This is a genomic window from Acinetobacter venetianus RAG-1 = CIP 110063 (assembly GCF_000368585.1).
GTDB classification, from domain to species: Bacteria; Pseudomonadota; Gammaproteobacteria; order Pseudomonadales; family Moraxellaceae; genus Acinetobacter; species Acinetobacter venetianus.
The window spans coordinates 628677-641718 of the sequence record NZ_KB849557.1; the positions used below are offsets into that span (position 1 = coordinate 628677).

At 40.2% G+C, this 13042-nt stretch carries 16 protein-coding genes and 2 tRNA genes; 9 read left to right on the forward strand and 9 right to left on the reverse strand.

Annotation, left to right across the window (positions count from 1 at the left end):
• Positions 1 to 55: 55 nt before the first annotated feature.
• The 4 genes from F959_RS04450 to F959_RS04465 all read right to left on the reverse strand — a co-directional run bounded on the left by F959_RS04450 (position 56) and on the right by F959_RS04465 (position 2293).
• Positions 56 to 1315 (reverse strand): OmpP1/FadL family transporter, encoded by a 1260-nt coding sequence (locus tag F959_RS04450; protein WP_004877922.1) that lies wholly within the window; start codon positions 1313 to 1315, stop codon positions 56 to 58.
• Positions 1316 to 1518: 203 nt separating this feature from the next.
• Positions 1519 to 1594, reverse strand: a tRNA-Phe gene (locus tag F959_RS04455).
• 139 nt (positions 1595 to 1733) lie between these two features.
• Positions 1734 to 1809, reverse strand: a tRNA-Phe gene (locus tag F959_RS04460).
• 106 nt (positions 1810 to 1915) lie between these two features.
• Positions 1916 to 2293: a GNAT family N-acetyltransferase gene (locus tag F959_RS04465; protein WP_004877925.1), complete on the reverse strand. Its 378-nt coding sequence runs from the start codon at positions 2291 to 2293 to the stop codon at positions 1916 to 1918.
• A gap of 104 nt (positions 2294 to 2397) precedes the next feature.
• On the opposite strand from F959_RS04465, the gene hisB reads away from it, so the two are divergent.
• The 6 genes from hisB (at position 2398) to F959_RS04495 (ending at position 7585) form a co-directional block, all read left to right on the forward strand.
• On the forward strand, positions 2398 to 2991 hold the full coding sequence (gene hisB, locus F959_RS04470) for an imidazoleglycerol-phosphate dehydratase HisB (protein WP_004877928.1): 594 nt from the start codon (positions 2398 to 2400) through the stop codon (positions 2989 to 2991).
• Positions 2991 to 3608, forward strand: a complete 618-nt coding sequence (hisH, locus tag F959_RS04475) for an imidazole glycerol phosphate synthase subunit HisH (RefSeq protein ID WP_004877930.1) — start codon at positions 2991 to 2993, stop codon at positions 3606 to 3608. Before hisB ends, hisH begins: the two co-directional genes overlap by 1 nt.
• A 183-nt stretch (positions 3609 to 3791) precedes the next feature.
• Positions 3792 to 4325: a DUF805 domain-containing protein gene (locus F959_RS04480; RefSeq protein ID WP_004877933.1), complete on the forward strand. Its 534-nt coding sequence runs from the start codon at positions 3792 to 3794 to the stop codon at positions 4323 to 4325.
• A gap of 94 nt (positions 4326 to 4419) precedes the next feature.
• Positions 4420 to 5082: a 3'-5' exonuclease gene (locus tag F959_RS04485; RefSeq protein ID WP_004877935.1), complete on the forward strand. Its 663-nt coding sequence runs from the start codon at positions 4420 to 4422 to the stop codon at positions 5080 to 5082.
• Positions 5083 to 5147: 65 nt separating this feature from the next.
• Positions 5148 to 5879, forward strand: a complete 732-nt coding sequence (hisA, locus tag F959_RS04490) for a 1-(5-phosphoribosyl)-5-[(5-phosphoribosylamino)methylideneamino]imidazole-4-carboxamide isomerase (RefSeq protein ID WP_004877937.1) — start codon at positions 5148 to 5150, stop codon at positions 5877 to 5879.
• Between the two features lie 236 nt (positions 5880 to 6115).
• Positions 6116 to 7585, forward strand: a complete 1470-nt coding sequence (locus F959_RS04495) for a SulP family inorganic anion transporter (protein WP_004877939.1) — start codon at positions 6116 to 6118, stop codon at positions 7583 to 7585.
• Between the two features lie 63 nt (positions 7586 to 7648).
• Here F959_RS04495 and F959_RS04500 read toward each other — a convergent pair whose 3' ends face one another.
• On the reverse strand, positions 7649 to 8200 hold the full coding sequence (locus F959_RS04500) for a helix-turn-helix domain-containing protein (RefSeq protein WP_004877940.1): 552 nt from the start codon (positions 8198 to 8200) through the stop codon (positions 7649 to 7651).
• Between the two features lie 60 nt (positions 8201 to 8260).
• Between F959_RS04500 and F959_RS04505 the strand changes: the two genes are divergently transcribed.
• Positions 8261 to 9190 (forward strand): DMT family transporter, encoded by a 930-nt coding sequence (locus tag F959_RS04505; RefSeq protein ID WP_373278696.1) that lies wholly within the window; start codon positions 8261 to 8263, stop codon positions 9188 to 9190.
• Between the two features lie 19 nt (positions 9191 to 9209).
• Here the strand turns inward: F959_RS04505 and F959_RS04510 are convergent, their stop codons facing one another.
• From F959_RS04510 to F959_RS04525, 4 genes are read right to left on the reverse strand one after another with little or no spacing between them, the layout of a single operon-like run.
• The gene (locus tag F959_RS04510; protein ID WP_017196877.1) at positions 9210 to 9527 is read right to left on the reverse strand and encodes an antibiotic biosynthesis monooxygenase family protein; all 318 of its coding nucleotides are present in this window, start codon (positions 9525 to 9527) and stop codon (positions 9210 to 9212) included.
• 23 nt (positions 9528 to 9550) lie between these two features.
• Positions 9551 to 9943, reverse strand: coding sequence for a DUF4870 family protein (locus F959_RS04515; protein ID WP_004877943.1), 393 nt, complete (start codon positions 9941 to 9943; stop codon positions 9551 to 9553).
• Positions 9944 to 9973: 30 nt separating this feature from the next.
• On the reverse strand, positions 9974 to 10591 hold the full coding sequence (locus F959_RS04520; RefSeq protein ID WP_004877944.1) for a DUF1294 domain-containing protein: 618 nt from the start codon (positions 10589 to 10591) through the stop codon (positions 9974 to 9976).
• Between the two features lie 9 nt (positions 10592 to 10600).
• Positions 10601 to 11551 carry a homoserine kinase gene (locus tag F959_RS04525; protein WP_004877945.1) on the reverse strand — a complete coding sequence of 317 codons (951 nt, stop codon included), beginning with the start codon at positions 11549 to 11551 and terminating at the stop codon, positions 10601 to 10603.
• Positions 11552 to 11663: 112 nt separating this feature from the next.
• On the opposite strand from F959_RS04525, the gene hisF reads away from it, so the two are divergent.
• Both hisF and F959_RS04535 read left to right on the forward strand, forming a co-directional pair.
• Entirely contained in the window at positions 11664 to 12422 is a 759-nt protein-coding gene (gene hisF, locus F959_RS04530) for an imidazole glycerol phosphate synthase subunit HisF (protein WP_004877946.1), read from the forward strand.
• 59 nt (positions 12423 to 12481) lie between these two features.
• A complete protein-coding gene (locus F959_RS04535; RefSeq protein WP_004877947.1) occupies positions 12482 to 12925 on the forward strand; it encodes a hypothetical protein in 444 nt (147 codons plus the stop codon).
• The last annotated feature ends 117 nt before the right edge of the window (positions 12926 to 13042 follow it).

Genomic DNA, 13042 nt, shown 5'->3' on the forward strand with positions numbered 1-13042 from the left:
ACAGAATTTTCTGATGTGAAAAAAGCTGAATCTTTATGATTCAGCTTTTTTATTGTTAAAACTTCACACCATACGAAAGACCCAGAATATGCTGATCCATCTCAATATTGGCTTCTCCACCACCAAATGCTGTTGGAATCGATTGATTCCCTTTAACGGTTTCTTTTAAACCATAGGTATAAGCAACACTCAGCTCTTGTGCTCGATCAATATTCCATGTTGCTCCAACACTAACGTGATCTTTAATAACACCAGGCGCCAAAATATTTAAAAAAGTCTGACTTTCAGAAATAGGCTGATCATTATGGGTATATCCTGCACGTAGAGTAAGTTGTGGATTCAATTGATAACTTGCACCCACTTTATAAACATTAATATCTTTCCAACCGAAACCCTGCCCCTTTTCAGAACCAAAAGCATTGCCCGCCATTAATGAATCAAAACTAAAGACGTTGCCGACAGAATCCACATCCGAATAGTTGATACGCTGTATATCAGCTAGCAGTGTTAGTGCATGGCTGGCTTTTACACTAACCCCTACACCATAACTTTCAGGAACATCAAAACTGCCTGCTTGAGCAAATAAGCCACGATACTGATCAAACTTGTCTGCTTTAATTTTTGATGAGTAATTTGCACCGACAGTCACTACGTCATTTAACTTAGCGCTCCAACCCACGCGAACACCGATTCCTGTCGATGAATCTTTGCCTTGATTACTTAAATGCTCACCATCTGTAGAAAATGGTGCAAAACCGGAAATGCCTTTCGCTTCAAAACGCTGGTAGAGAAAATTCGTTGCAACACCGATAGACTGATTTTCGCTGTACCGCCAAGCTACAGATGGAGAAACAAAGATCTGTGTTAAATCCACACCTGCTTCACCTGTATTACCAAAAGCAGCATAAGGATTATTCCGATATGAAGTATTCATCCCACCATTACCATAAACTGCCAGACCTAGAGCAACACTGTCATTTACCTTCTTATTGATCGCAATTTCAGGTAAAACAAAGTATTCACGACCATTCGCACTATATTGTCCATTCGCACCCGCTAGATTTCCTACAATCTCGCTAGAGCGCTTCGGGTTAAATAAGGTTGCACCAACATCCACGCGACTGTCTAACCATGCTAGACCTGATGGGTTACTCGCAATCGTTAAAGCATCGTTAAATGCCGCTATAGAGGCTCCTGCGTTACCCTGTGCCTTTACCCCATAGCCATGCATGAAATAGCCTGTAGTTGCGAAACTATGCTGAGATAGCGTAGATAAAATAACAATTGGTAAAACAACCCCGAGAGACTTTTGCATAATTTATCTGCATTAAAAATAATATATATCAAAGTATATTGTTTTTCTTTTATTCATATAACTAAGTAAAATTGAAGTACATATTCTTTTTATTCATAAGCTATTAATAGGCACTTAACGAGAGCAATAGCGTAACAATAATGAATAGGTCTATTTTGAAGTATAAAAAAAGCCCCAAACAGATGTTTGAGGCTTTTTGAATATGGTGGCGTGACCCAGGATCGAACTGGGGACACACGGATTTTCAATCCGTTGCTCTACCGACTGAGCTATCGCGCCAATGGCGTGTATTAAGCCGTATCTCAGCTCAATAGTCAACAATTATCCTGAGCTTTTGATTTAATTGCCCATTTTTCACGCAAAATATTTTGGGTAAAAAAAATCCCTGATGGGATCAGGGATTGAAAATACAAATCTATGGTGGCGTGACCCAGGATCGAACTGGGGACACACGGATTTTCAATCCGTTGCTCTACCGACTGAGCTATCGCGCCAAAGTGGGCGTATTAAACAATGTTTGTCAAAATCCGTCAAGTAAATTTGTGGATTTTTCTATTAAGTGTTTAATTTTGCTCCAGAGTCCAGGTGAAAATCATATTTTCAGATTCGACCAATATGCGATAAACAGCGATGGATTGCGCCACAACCCGGTTCGAATTGTTTTACCCCTTGCTCTTCTTCCATACGGCAAACCTCTTCAACTAAGCGTTCCGCCACACCTCGACCACGATTGGCAGGGTGCACAACTATATATTCCAAAACACGGCTTTCACCTTGTCCTGTGACCCAGATTGCACCTATAATTTTGGTGTTAAATTCAGCGGTATAAACTGTGGTATATTGCTGTAGATCTTGTTCAAGTTGCTCCATCGCATCTTGCCCATCACCAAACTCTGGGCTGGTGTCATAAAGTCGCTCTAGCTGGGTACGAATCCCTAGATTTTCTAGTGAACTGTAAGCATGTACGGTAATAGGCATTGATTAACCCTCCTGAGCAAACTATGATGCTGTCACTTTTTCGTCACAGCGAAACTATTGGTTTTTAATTCAATCATTTTTGACGTTTTTTGAGGAACGTGTCCATGACGCAACGTATCAGTGAAGTGGTAAGAAATACCAACGAAACAAAAATTCGAGTTCGTCTCAATCTCGATGGTACTGGTCAAGGCACACTCAACACTGGAGTTCCATTTTTAGACCATATGATTGATCAAATCAAGCGCCATGGTCTATTTGATATCGACATTCATTGCGATGGTGATCTCGAAATTGATGATCATCACACCGTAGAGGACTGTGGAATCACCTTGGGACAAGCCTTTGCGCAAGCTTTAGGTGATAAAAAAGGCTTACGTCGTTATGGTCATTTTTATGCACCTCTCGATGAAGCACTTTCTCGTGTTGTAGTCGATTTGTCTGGTCGCCCGGGCTTGTTTATGGATATTCCATTCACTCGTGCACGCATCGGAACCTTTGATGTCGATTTATTCTCAGAATTTTTCCAAGGTTTTGTCAATCATGCACTGATGACATTACATATTGATAACCTGAAAGGAAAAAATAGCCACCATCAGATCGAAAGTGTTTTCAAAGCTTTAGCACGTGCATTACGTATGGCGTGTGAAGTTGATCCTCGTGCAGAGGGTATGATTGCTTCGACCAAAGGTAGCCTGTAATGACTCGTATTGCTTTACTTGATTATGGCATGGGCAACTTACACTCAGCAGCAAAAGCTTTAGAGCATGTGGGTGCAACAGTTGACGTGACCAACGACCCAAAACTTATTGAAAAAGCAGATAAAATTGTATTCCCTGGTGTTGGCGCCATGCGTGACTGTATGCAAGGGATGCATGAAGCAGGAATTGATGAAGTTGTTCGCAAAGCCGCTTTCAACAAACCCGTTTTAGCAATTTGTGTTGGTATGCAAGCGCTCCTACAAAGCTCTGAAGAAAATGGCGGCGTAGAAGCATTAGGTATTTTTGATGGTGTTGTTAAACATTTCCCAGCAATTCCAAACCTGAAAGTGCCACACATGGGATGGAACCAAGTGCATCAACTTGATCCAAACCATCCAATGTGGAACAACATTGAACAAGATGCACGTTTCTATTTCGTTCATAGCTACTATGTAGAACCCAAAGATGCGACAGTCACTGCAGCAACTTGTGATTATGGCTTAAACTTTTGTACCGCGATTCATAAAGATAATCTGTTCGCGACACAATTCCATCCTGAGAAAAGCCACACAGCAGGTTTACAGTTATTGAAAAACTTTGTGGAATGGAAAATTTAATTCGTTTTCAGCTGTTTTAAATATTCAAAATTAGGTCAATTGATATTGGCCTAATTTTTTTCATGCGCATTTCTATTTATTTACAATTATTTTTTGCTTATTATGCAAACGCTTTGAATGAAAACCAAACAATTTATCTTTTAAAAAATTAATTTTAAAAATCAGTGACAACAGGAAAATAACATGTCATCTCATCTTCAAACAAATGATTCGGGTTTTAGTGCAAGTGGACGTTTTGGCCGACTATCTTATTTAGGCTGGAATATGTTACTCGTGGTCTTCGTATTCATTTTAGGTATTATCGCAGCATTTCTTGTCCCTGCTTTTAGCAGTTCATCAACAGGCTCATCGTTATATGTATTCGGTGGACTCTTTGTCATTGTTTATATTGCAATGATCTATTTCAGTTTCATTTTCTCGATTCGTCGTCTACATGATCGAAACCAAACAGGTTGGCTGTCATTGTTAGCATTATTGCCACTCATAAATTTGTTCTTTTTTATTTATTTAAGTTGTGCAAAAGGCGATGAGACTGCAAATAAGTACGGCTCACCGCGTATTACTCAAGGTTGGGAAAAAGTTTTAGGGTGGATATATATCGTCATTTTCCCACTCAGTATCTTAGCGATCGCAGCAACCGCTATTCCTGCGTATCAAAACTATATTCAAAAAAGCCAACAAATCCAAATGGAACAAATGAATAGATACGCTGAATAAATAGAATATTTATTTCAAAGCCAAGTTTTTTAACTTGGCTTTTTCATTTCAAGAAAAACGTTTAAGCTCATCTAATAGATTTGAGTTTAATCCAATGGAAATGCAGCAAAAGCCAATACTTTTAAGCAAAGAAGAAATAAGAACTTTTCCTGCATTTCAAAATTTAGATACTCACAATATCTTGATCATTCAAACGCTTGCACAGTGTCAAAGCATTCAAGATGAACTCTATTCCATTCAAGTTTTTGGTTTCGACACCGAATCTAAACCGACTTTCAAAGTCGGTGAGAAATCAACTGGACCTCATCTCGTACAACTTGCAACCTCAGAGAAAGCATATCTTTTCCAAGTTAACCCTGACATTCTCAACTTCTTAAAACCGATTTTAGAAAATGAACAACAGCTCAAAGTTGGCTTTGGTTTAAAAAATGATAGTGCGAGTTTTCGGATTAAAGGCATTGAACTCAAGTCCCATATTGATCTATCAAAAAGCTTCTCAAGTTTTGGTTATACTTCCCAAGTCGGGATACAAACAGCAATTGCTGTCCTGTTTCAACGCCATTTAAGCAAAAGTAAAAAAGTTAGCACCTCCAATTGGTCGGTGAAACAACTCAGTCCTCAACAGATCAACTATGCTGCCGCAGATGCCTATGCTGCACTCATGGTTTTTAAATATTTATATCAACATCAACTCCTCTCTCCTCAATTACAACAAAAAGTCGTGAGAATACTTGAAGGTTCAGCATCCAAGGCTTAGCGATTGATCAATATTTTGATAATATGTAGCCAATTTAAATTTATGATGATGCAAGGAGCGAAAGCATGCTAATCATCCCTGCGATTGACCTGAAAGATGGTAAATGTGTTCGTTTAAAGCAAGGCCGTATGGAAGACGATACTGTTTTCTCTGATGATCCTGTTGCAACTGCACAACATTGGGTTGATGAAGGCGCTCGTCGCTTACACTTAGTTGACTTAAATGGTGCTTTCGCTGGTACGCCGATTCATAAACCTGTCGTTGAAGCAATTGCACGTGCTCAGCCTGAGTTGCCAATTCAAATTGGCGGTGGTATCCGTTCACTTGAAACCATCGAGCACTATTTAGATGCTGGCGTGTCATTTGTGATTATCGGTACAAAAGCCGTCAAAGAACCTGAATTTGTTGAAGAAGCATGTAAGCGTTTTGCTGGTCACATCATTGTCGGTATCGATGCAATCAATGGTATGGTTGCAACTGATGGCTGGGCAAATGTCACTGATGTAAAAGCAACTGATCTTGCTAAACGTTTTGCTGATGCTGGCGTATCTAGCATTGTTTACACTGATATTGCGCGTGATGGCATGATGCAAGGTGTAAATGTTGAGCAAACTGTAAATCTAGCGACTTATTCAGGTCTTCCTGTGATTGCTTCTGGTGGCGTGACCAACCTTGATGATGTTCGTAACTTAAAAGGTCAAAAAGGCATTTTAGGTGCGATCACAGGTCGTGCGATTTACGAAGGTACACTTAACCTCCGTGAAGCTCAATTATTGTTAGACCAACAATCATTGTAATTCTCTGCATTCGCTCTAGTGATTGAAATGATGACTAGAGCTTTTTCTGCTTAAATGTTATCCTTATCCAAACTCTCATCTCAAAGTTCCATCTCATAATGACACTTACGCCACCTTAGTTTTTTACACATCCCATCTGTAAGTAACTCATCACTGTCTAGTGATGTGGTGTAGTCTTGTGTTTTTATATCACATCACTAGCCTTTAATTTTCAAAGAAAAAAATAGGCTATTTCTATGTTATCCAATGTTCGAGAACAATGGTTTTCCAATATCCGTGCGGATATTTTGGCAGGGCTGGTTGTCGGTTTAGCACTCATTCCTGAGGCAATCGCATTCTCTATTATTGCAGGTGTTGACCCTAAAGTCGGCTTGTATGCATCCTTCTGTATCGCAGTCGTAATCTCATTTGTCGGTGGACGACCTGCTATGATTTCGGCGGCAACTGGTGCGATGGCACTGGTTATGGCCACGCTAGTGAAAGAACACGGCTTGCAATATTTACTGGCCGCAACGATTCTAACGGGCGTCATTCAGATTCTTGCAGGTTATCTCAAACTCGCCAAACTCATGCGCTTTGTCTCTAAATCTGTGGTGATTGGTTTCGTCAATGCGCTCGCGATTTTGATTTTTATGGCGCAGTTGCCCGAACTGGTCAATGTCACATGGCATGTTTATGCATTGGTTGGTTTAGGTTTAGCGATTATTTATCTATTTCCTTTGATTCCTAAAATTGGCAGCTTTTTACCTTCACCATTGGTCTGCATCATTGCTGTCACGCTCGTTGCTATTTATTTCGGAATTGATATTCGTACCGTCGGTGATATGGGCTCGTTACCAGATACTTTACCGATCTTTTTACTCCCCGATATTCCGCTTAACCTAGAAACACTCCAAATCATTTTACCTTATTCGATTGCTTTGGCTGCTGTGGGTTTACTTGAATCAATGATGACCGCAACGATCATTGATGAAATGACAGATACGCCAAGTGATAAATTCCAAGAATGTAAAGGTCAAGGCATTGCCAATATCGCTTCTGGCTTCATGGGGGGAATGGCAGGTTGTGCCATGATTGGTCAATCGATCATCAATGTAAAATCAGGTGGTCGCGCACGTCTTTCAACCTTCTGTGCAGGTATATTCTTACTCATTCTGGTCGTGTTTATTAGTGACTGGTTAAAAGTCATTCCAATGGCTGCATTGGTTGCGGTGATGATCATGGTTTCGATCAGTACTTTTGAATGGAAATCTTTAACCACATTTAAAGCCAATCCTAAGAGCAGTAATATCGTGATGCTCGCGACCGTTGCCGTGGTAGTTGCCACTCATAACCTTGCCTTAGGTGTGCTGACAGGTGTGTTACTTTCAGCATTATTCCTTGCTAATAAATTAGAAAATGATATTCATATCGAGCATTATTTTGAAGGTGATGTCCGCGTTTACGATCTTAAAGGACAGATTTTCTTTAGTTCATCAGAAAAATTCATGCAGAGCTTCGATTTTCAAGAACCTGTTAATGATGTGATTATTGACCTGACACACTCTCACATCTGGGATGTTACCTCCGTTGCCATGCTAGATTCTGTCGTCAATAAATTTCAAAGAAATGGTACCAATGTGACCGTTCGTGGTTTGAATGAAGCCAGCTCAATCATGATTGATAAATATGGTACACATAGCAAACATCATTTTGAAACGATCTAATATTCATTGATCATTTCAAAATCCCAAAGAGCCAAATTCAAAAATTTGGCTCTTTTTTTAATACTAATAAATAACATTACGAACAAATTTCAGCGTACCCTTGCCTTGATTGTAATAACGATAATGTGTCGAGCTTTCAAATAAAATGGATGATCCAGCACTAATGACTTGTGTACCTGATTCTAATTCCAGACTGAGCTCACCCTCGATCACATAGATTAATTCTTGCCAACCTTGTTGATCAGGTTCGGCCACATATGTTTCTCCTTCTGCCAAACTCCATGTCCACAATTCAACCTGTGCACGTGCAGGAACAGCAGCATGCAAAACTGCCTGACTTCCAAGCTGCTCCCCCTGCCATGCAATCGTGTTAACAACTGCCGAATCTGCAAACTCAGGCGCACTGACAAGACGTTTAAAGTCGACTCCTAGAGCATTCGCGATAGCATCTAGTTTCGCTAAACTAATATTGACCTGTCCTGTTTCAAGAGCGGCAATGGTTCGCCGACTCAGCCCTGCCCGATCAGCTAGCTCTTGTTGACTGAGCTGCGATTGGTCACGGAAGAAACGTATATTTTCGCCTACATATTGCAAGATGGCTTCTGATTGGCTCATTCAATTCAATCACAAAAAATATTGTGCAATATATTGCACAATATTAAAAACCAATGCAATATGTGCAGTATATTGCACACATCCTATATTAGGACTTTTACTTTGACGAATTTGTCACAATCACCCAAAGCGGCTCAATTCGCCCTGATCTTTATCACGATGATTTGGGGCGGAACATTTTTAGCAGTTCAATACGCGCTAAATTTTAGTACGCCAATGTTTTTTGTCGGCTGTCGATTTGCTGTCGCAGCACTGGTTATTTTTCTGATTTCAGTAAAATCCTTGAGCGGCTTAACGCTCAAAGAAACATTTGCTGGGACAGCGATTGGTGTGATGATTGCCATTGGCTATGGCACTCAAACCGTTGGACTGCAAACTATTTTAAGTAGCGAATCTGCTTTCCTAACGGCGCTTTATGTCCCACTTGTTCCTATTTTGATGTGGGCTATTTTTCAGAAACGCCCTTCACTGATGACATGGATTGGAACAGGATTAGCATTTACAGGTTTGGTGTTGCTGACAGGAAATGGATTTTCAAGTATTAGCCTAAATTATGGACAAGTTCTTACACTGATTTGTGCAGTTGTGATTGCCATGGAAATCATTTTGATTGGCTATTTTGCAGGTAAAGTAAATTTAAGGCGCGTGACTATCATCCAACTTACAGTTGCCTCATTACTCTGTTTTGCGAGTATGCCTCTCGTTGGTGAGCATACGATTCCAAGCTTTTCATGGCCGCTATTTCTAGTGGCTGTCGGGCTAGGTCTCGCGAGTGCATTGATTCAATTCGTCATGAACTGGGCACAAAAAATGGTTGATCCAACGCGTGCGGCGATTATCTATGCTGGAGAACCTGTCTGGGCTGGTGTATTTGGACGTATTGCAGGTGAACGTTTGCCACTTTTAGCATTATTTGGCGGCTTATTGGTGGTCGTAGGTGTGCTCGTAAGTGAATTGAAACTCAAAATATTAAAAGATAAAAAAGACTAAAAAATTAAAATCATCTAACTCACTGAGAAGGTTCTTTCTTTTTAAGCAACATATGCGGTTGATAGTATTCAACCGTTGGCATCGGATCATAGAATGGATGTAATAATGCTTTCCATTCTTGATACGCTGCTGATTTTCTAAAACCTTCAGTATGATGTTCTATAGTGTCCCAAAAAATCATCAAAATGTAGTGGTGATTGTCCTCGACATGTTTAATCAGTTGAACTGCATTCAGCCCATCCATTGGGTAAATAATCTGTTTAGCTTGCTGAAAGGCTAACTCAAACGCTTCACTTTGATTGGGTTTAATATTTAAATGTACATGCTCAATAATCACAATCACACCACATGAAGTCAGGTTTATTGATACATCGGTTTATTATCATTTAAAGCAATTAAACCACGGATTGCACGATAGACAATCCACACCCATGCACCGAACACGGCAGCAAAGGCAAAGGTCGTTGCCGTTAACGCAACACCCGCAAACGCCGTTCCATTATCACCTGTAAAGAACAAGAATAAGAACGGAACAAAGGCAATAATATTCCAAGCTAAATACCACCAGAAGGTGCGAATTTGCCAAGTAAAATGACTTTCAAATATCGAGCCTTGAACATCACTACGTTTTACATAGTTAATGATGAGCGCAATGATCGCCAATAAACCGCCAGTAAAAATGGCAATAATATAAAGTACATAAAGAACCAACGTTAAAGTACGGTTTGGATCTTGATCTACGGAATAGTTCATTTTTATTTATCTCCAAACTCCATCTCAATATTAATAAAACACATTGAGGGGAGAAATTAACCAACATATCAACAATATATGAAAGCCTATGGTACAGAAATAAATCTTACGGAATGGTTGTTTTTGTGTTTTATGTCTCAGTTTTTGCTGTGCAAGCCAACCAGCACACCATCCCCCTAGAGAATCAACGATATGTAAAGTCTGCTCAGGGATACGGCGATTGCCCAATTGTGCTGCTTCTTTATCCTGTGCATATAGCCAATAGCTCAAAACATTCATCAAACTGACAAACAATAAAGTATAAGGCGGTAGCAATTTACTAAAGCTCGCAATCACCATAAATACAATATAAATCAAGATACCGATTTGCATCGGAGACCAACGCTTCGCTGCTGTTGGTCGAGCTGGTTTTGTTTTATGTTCAAAGACTTGTGATGCTTTTAAATAAGTGACTTGCTGAGCGCGATAACGACCACGCTCATCGAGAATAATCGTGTATTCCAAAGCACAGCCGACAATTGGTCGAGGACCTGTGCGAGCAAAGTCTTTGATGTGCAAAAAAACGCGATCTTTATGGACATCATTGGGTTGAATAAAGCCATAACCTTTCTCATCAAACCATTCGACTAAACGACCTTGATCTCGCATGACTCCTCCTTAAGCACTGATTCTTTGTAAACGATCTTGTAACATCATACGCATTTCAAGCGGATCTTTTTGCGAGATATCATCACCCGTGCGCCCATGTTCGGCATTTTTTTGTGCCACTTGCAAACGCATACTCCAGAATCGACAGGTCGCCATTGCCAAGAAAATATCTAGACATGCCAACTCATCTTGAGTTAATGGACGAATCGCTTGATAAGCTGCTAAATAATGTGCTGCTTTTTCTTGGTCAAGATGGGCTTGAGGATAAGCTGTACAAAAGTCATTGATACTAATTGCAATATCAAAGAGCCATTCATCTTGATTCAATTCATAAAAATCAAGAATTCCTTGTAATTGGTTACCCTCAAATAAGGTATTATCCCTAAATAAATCAGAGTGAATAAAACCCACAGGACGATCCGGACGTTGTTGGGTAATTTCAGCAAACTTTTGGAAAACCTGCGCCAATAACGCTTGATCTTCAGCATTCATTTTGGGTTGAAGCTGTGCCGCGACATCAGACCAATATTGATGATTACGATTAAAATCGCGCTCTAAAGGAAAACCGTGTAACGCTAAATGCATTTTCGCCTGTGCTTGGGCAATTGCATCAACCTGTTCAATCGTGGTTTGCTCTGGATGTTCACCCATCAAACGCGGTGCAATCTGTGCAGGTTTATTGGCAATGCTATGAATTGCTTGTCCATGATGTTTTAACGGTACTGCAACTGGAACGCCTGCCTCACCTAAGCGATCAAGCACCGGAACAAGCTCACCTGCACCTTCAGCATCTAATTCCTCAAAAACAGTGAGTACATAGTGTTTCTGAGACTGATCCACCAAAAAATAATTGGTGTTTTGAATACCGCCTTGGATTGGAATGAGGTCAATCACTGCCAAACCATATGGCTCAGCGAATGCTTGAACTTCTTCTAAACTCAACGGGGTATAAACCGACATGGAAAACCTGCAAAAAATAGCTGTGAAGTTTGATAGAATACCCGTTCCCTCCATGAAGGTGTAGCACCAGAGTCGGTCTCCTTTCACTATTGGCGATTTTTTGGAAAATTTTATGCTCGCAAAACGTATTATCCCTTGCTTAGATGTTGATAATGGCCGAGTCGTCAAAGGCGTTCAATTCCTAGATATCCGTGACGCAGGTGATCCTGTAGAAGTCGCACGTCGTTATAACGAACAAGGCGCTGACGAAATTACCTTTTTAGATATTACTGCTACCCATCATGGAAGAGACACGACTTATCGCACTGTAGAGCGTATGGCTGAAAGCGTTTTCGTTCCACTTACAGTGGGTGGTGGTGTACGTAAAGTTGAAGATATTCGTTTACTGCTGAATGCTGGCGCCGACAAAGTGAGTATCAACTCAGCTGCTGTTTTCACACCTGAGTTCGTACAAGAAGCTTCTCAGCGCTTCGGTGCGCAATGTATCGTTGTTGCAATCGACGCCAAAAAAACGGGCGATAATAAATGGGAAATCTTTACCCATGGCGGACGTAAACCAACAGGAATCGATGCAATTGAGTGGGCCATCAAAATGGCAGACTATGGCGCAGGTGAACTTCTCATCACCAGTATGGATGCCGATGGTACCAAAGCAGGTTATGACATTGCGCTGATGCGCCAGATCAATGATCGCGTCAATATCCCAACCATCGCTTCAGGCGGTGTCGGTAATCTACAGCATTTAGCAGACGGTATTTTAAAAGGCGGTGCTGATGCAGTGCTTGCTGCTTCGATTTTCCACTTTGGTCAACATACCATTCCAGAAGCCAAACAATACTTGGCAGATCAAGGCATTGAAATGCGTCTTTAAGCAACATAACAGGCGTAGTCGAGTTTTCGGTTACGTCTTAATTTTTAGTAGAATAAAAAATGAATGAGACTTTAATTTGGATTGTTCTTTTTGGTTGTCTAGGTTTGATTATCTATTGGCTCAAACATCAGGAGTCTATTTTTCTCAGTGTTGTAATCTCTATTATAAGTGTTCCTAGTATCATTTCTTTATACGTTTATGCCCATCAAATTTACTATTATTTTGCAGTGAATAGCCCCAAGCAAGAACACCACTGTGGAATTTTCAATCATTACCAAAGCATTGAGCATTATTCAAAGAATGGTAATTGGACTCAAATACTATATGAGTTTAAAACAGAACAAGGACAGATTTTTGTTTTTGCACGTAATCGCGCTGTTGCTAAACATTTGCCAATCATGGCTCAAATTCAACCTAATCAGAAAATATGCTTTCAGTACTCACCAAATTTTAAAGATAGTAATACACTCTATCTTTTGACAGGTTTGAATTTACAAAACTAACAGACAAAAAAATACCTTGCGGAACAAGGTATGGAAACTGCGTTTATACAACGCTAGAGGGTAAACAAAATACAGCAAATCTGGATAAATATTAAGCAATAAAAAGGCTTGAGCTAA

What these genes read in the sequence shown, in the direction of transcription:
- F959_RS04450 (WP_004877922.1), bottom strand. Translation starts at nt 1,315, where the DNA reads ATGCAAAAGTCTCTCGGGGTTGTTTTACCAATTGTTATTTTATCTACG.
- F959_RS04465 (WP_004877925.1), bottom strand. Translation starts at nt 2,293, where the DNA reads ATGCCTATTACCGTACATGCTTACAGTTCACTAGAAAATCTAGGGATT.
- hisB (WP_004877928.1), top strand. Translation starts at nt 2,398, where the DNA reads ATGACGCAACGTATCAGTGAAGTGGTAAGAAATACCAACGAAACAAAA.
- hisH (WP_004877930.1), top strand. Translation starts at nt 2,991, where the DNA reads ATGACTCGTATTGCTTTACTTGATTATGGCATGGGCAACTTACACTCA.
- F959_RS04480 (WP_004877933.1), top strand. Translation starts at nt 3,792, where the DNA reads ATGTCATCTCATCTTCAAACAAATGATTCGGGTTTTAGTGCAAGTGGA.
- F959_RS04485 (WP_004877935.1), top strand. Translation starts at nt 4,420, where the DNA reads ATGGAAATGCAGCAAAAGCCAATACTTTTAAGCAAAGAAGAAATAAGA.
- hisA (WP_004877937.1), top strand. Translation starts at nt 5,148, where the DNA reads ATGCTAATCATCCCTGCGATTGACCTGAAAGATGGTAAATGTGTTCGT.
- F959_RS04495 (WP_004877939.1), top strand. Translation starts at nt 6,116, where the DNA reads ATGTTATCCAATGTTCGAGAACAATGGTTTTCCAATATCCGTGCGGAT.
- F959_RS04500 (WP_004877940.1), bottom strand. Translation starts at nt 8,200, where the DNA reads ATGAGCCAATCAGAAGCCATCTTGCAATATGTAGGCGAAAATATACGT.
- F959_RS04505 (WP_373278696.1), top strand. Translation starts at nt 8,261, where the DNA reads ATGTGCAGTATATTGCACACATCCTATATTAGGACTTTTACTTTGACG.
- F959_RS04515 (WP_004877943.1), bottom strand. Translation starts at nt 9,943, where the DNA reads ATGAACTATTCCGTAGATCAAGATCCAAACCGTACTTTAACGTTGGTT.
- F959_RS04520 (WP_004877944.1), bottom strand. Translation starts at nt 10,591, where the DNA reads ATGCGAGATCAAGGTCGTTTAGTCGAATGGTTTGATGAGAAAGGTTAT.
- F959_RS04525 (WP_004877945.1), bottom strand. Translation starts at nt 11,551, where the DNA reads ATGTCGGTTTATACCCCGTTGAGTTTAGAAGAAGTTCAAGCATTCGCT.
- hisF (WP_004877946.1), top strand. Translation starts at nt 11,664, where the DNA reads ATGCTCGCAAAACGTATTATCCCTTGCTTAGATGTTGATAATGGCCGA.
- F959_RS04535 (WP_004877947.1), top strand. Translation starts at nt 12,482, where the DNA reads ATGAATGAGACTTTAATTTGGATTGTTCTTTTTGGTTGTCTAGGTTTG.